General features: G+C 79.7%; 1 pseudogene. It reads left to right on the forward strand.

Annotated features, from left to right (window positions below):
- Positions 1-22: 22 nt before the first annotated feature.
- Positions 23-885, forward strand: a pseudogene (locus Q6969_RS15960) (hypothetical protein); the annotation flags it as partial.

Here is an 885-nt window from a genome sequence, read left to right on the forward strand (position 1 = left end):
CCCCCCCGCGGCCCGGGAGCCGGTGCCCGCGGGACGCGACGGCGCCGGTGACGACGCTCCCCGCGCCGACGCCGCTGACGCCGACGATGCGGACGCTCCCGGCGCCGACGCCCGCGAGCCCGACCTGCGCGACGCGGGCGTGGATCCCGCCCCCGCGGACCTGCCGCCGACCGCCGACGGGGACATCCTCGCCGGCATCGTGCCGCTCGACCCGGCCGAGGTCGACGACCGCATCGCCCCGCTCGACCAGGTGGATCCGTCCTCCGGCACCCACGACGCCGACGCTCCCGTCGACGCGCCCGCACCCGAGCCCGACATCGCGGACGCCCCGTTCGACGCGGGCGGCCTCGACCTCCCCGACGAGCCCGGATCCGGGCGCGCCCCGGCGTCCGAGGACGGCGGGCCCGTCGAGCACGGCCGGCCGGTCGAGCACGGCGAGCCGGCCGAGGTGCTGACCGGGGAGGTCGACGCGGATGCCGCATCCGCCGAGCCCTCGGTCGAGGAGCCGGCCGAGCTCGTGCTGCGACCGCTCGACGACGAGGACCGCGACGCGGCCCCGGCAGGCGAGTCCGACGACGCGCTCGTGGTCGACGCGGAGATCGTCGATGAGCCCGCCCCGGCCGCCGTCCCGGACGAGGACGCCGACGGGACGGTCGAGCTGACGCCGCTCCGCGACGCTCCCGCCGACGAGGACGCCGACGTGGTCGACGATCCCGCCGACCAGGCGGTCCCGCACCACGACGCCGCGGTGCCGCTCCTCGGCGTCGACGCCGCCGCCGCCGCCGACGGCGATGGCGACCTCTCCGACGGGCCCGCCGCCGATGCGGCCGCTGACGCGGCCGAGGCCGACGCGGACGAGCCCGAGGACCACGACCCGGACGCGCC

The sequence above is a fragment of the Clavibacter sp. MX14-G9D genome, assembly GCF_032917815.1.
GTDB classification, from domain to species: Bacteria; Actinomycetota; Actinomycetes; order Actinomycetales; family Microbacteriaceae; genus Clavibacter; species Clavibacter michiganensis_K.